Raw genomic sequence first — 2,200 nt, 5'->3', positions numbered from 1 at the left:
AACACAGTGGACGCGAGCAACTGAGGACAAGCCCTCGGCCTATTAGTACCGGTCAACTCCACACGTTACCGTGCTTCCATATCCGGCCTATCAACCCAGTCGTCTACTGGGAGCCTTACCCTCTCTAGGAGGTGGGAGTCCTCATCTCGAAGCAGGCTTCCCGCTTAGATGCTTTCAGCGGTTATCCCTCCCGAACGTAGCCAACCAGCCATGCCCTTGGCAGAACAACTGGCACACCAGAGGTTCGTCCGTCCCGGTCCTCTCGTACTAGGGACAGCCCTTCTCAAGACTCCTACGCGCACAGCGGATAGGGACCGAACTGTCTCACGACGTTCTAAACCCAGCTCGCGTACCGCTTTAATGGGCGAACAGCCCAACCCTTGGGACCGACTCCAGCCCCAGGATGCGACGAGCCGACATCGAGGTGCCAAACCATCCCGTCGATATGGACTCTTGGGGAAGATCAGCCTGTTATCCCCGGGGTACCTTTTATCCGTTGAGCGACGGCGCTTCCACAAGCCACCGCCGGATCACTAGTCCCGACTTTCGTCCCTGCTCGACCCGTCGGTCTCACAGTCAAGCTCCCTTGTGCACTTACACTCAACACCTGATTGCCAACCAGGCTGAGGGAACCTTTGGGCGCCTCCGTTACTCTTTAGGAGGCAACCGCCCCAGTTAAACTACCCATCAGACACTGTCCCTGATCCGGATCACGGACCCAGGTTAGACATCCAGCACGACCAGACTGGTATTTCAACGACGACTCCACCTGAACTGGCGTCCAAGCTTCACAGTCTCCCAGCTATCCTACACAAGCCGAACCGAACACCAATATCAAACTGTAGTAAAGGTCCCGGGGTCTTTCCGTCCTGCTGCGCGAAACGAGCATCTTTACTCGTAGTGCAATTTCACCGGGCCTATGGTTGAGACAGTCGAGAAGTCGTTACGCCATTCGTGCAGGTCGGAACTTACCCGACAAGGAATTTCGCTACCTTAGGATGGTTATAGTTACCACCGCCGTTTACTGGCGCTTAAGTTCTCAGCTTCGCCCCACCGAAATGGAGCTAACCGGTCCCCTTAACGTTCCAGCACCGGGCAGGCGTCAGTCCGTATACATCGCCTTACGGCTTCGCACGGACCTGTGTTTTTAGTAAACAGTCGCTTCTCGCTGGTCTCTGCGGCCACCCCCAGCTCAGAGCGCGAAGCTCATCACCAGACGTGGCCCCCCTTCTCCCGAAGTTACGGGGGCATTTTGCCGAGTTCCTTAACCATAGTTCACCCGAACGCCTCGGTATTCTCTACCTGACCACCTGAGTCGGTTTAGGGTACGGGCCGCCATGAAACTCGCTAGAGGCTTTTCTCGACAGCATAGGATCATCCACTTCACCACAATCGGCTCGGCATCAGGTCTCACCCTCATGTCACCCGGATTTACCTAGATGACGGGCTACACCCTTACCCCGGGACAACCACCGCCCGGGCTGGACTACCTTCCTGCGTCACCCCATCACTCACCTACTAACCGCTTGGTTCGGCGGCTCCACCACTCCCCCTCACTCCGAAGAGATCAGGGGCGGCTTCACGGCCTTAGCATCACGATGCTCGATGTTTGACGCTTCACAGCGGGTACCGGAATATCAACCGGTTATCCATCGACTACGCCTGTCGGCCTCGCCTTAGGTCCCGACTTACCCTGGGCAGATCAGCTTGACCCAGGAACCCTTAGTCAATCGGCGCACACGTTTCTCACGTGTGAATCGCTACTCATGCCTGCATTCTCACTCGTGAACCGTCCACAACTCGCTTCCGCGGCTGCTTCACCCGGCACACGACGCTCCCCTACCCATCACGATCCCCGTTGGGGGTATATATCGCAATGACACGACTTCGGCGGTACGCTTGAGCCCCGCTACATTGTCGGCGCGGAATCACTAGACCAGTGAGCTATTACGCACTCTTTCAAGGGTGGCTGCTTCTAAGCCAACCTCCTGGTTGTCTGTGCGACTCCACATCCTTTCCCACTTAGCGTACGCTTAGGGGCCTTAGTCGATGCTCTGGGCTGTTTCCCTCTCGACCATGGAGCTTATCCCCCACAGTCTCACTGCCGCGCTCTCACTTACCGGCATTCGGAGTTTGGCTAAGGTCAGTAACCCGGTAGGGCCCATCGCCTATCCAGTGCTCTACCTCCGGCAAGAAACAC

At 56.9% G+C, this 2,200-nt stretch carries 1 rRNA gene; it reads right to left on the bottom strand.

Annotated features, from left to right (window positions below):
• Positions 1-22: 22 nt before the first annotated feature.
• Positions 23-2,200: ribosomal RNA gene (locus AC07F0_RS39985) — 23S ribosomal RNA — on the bottom strand; the annotation flags it as partial.

This window comes from Streptomyces sp. NPDC045955, assembly GCF_056430805.1.
This window is presented reverse-complemented; position numbering and strand designations above follow the sequence as displayed.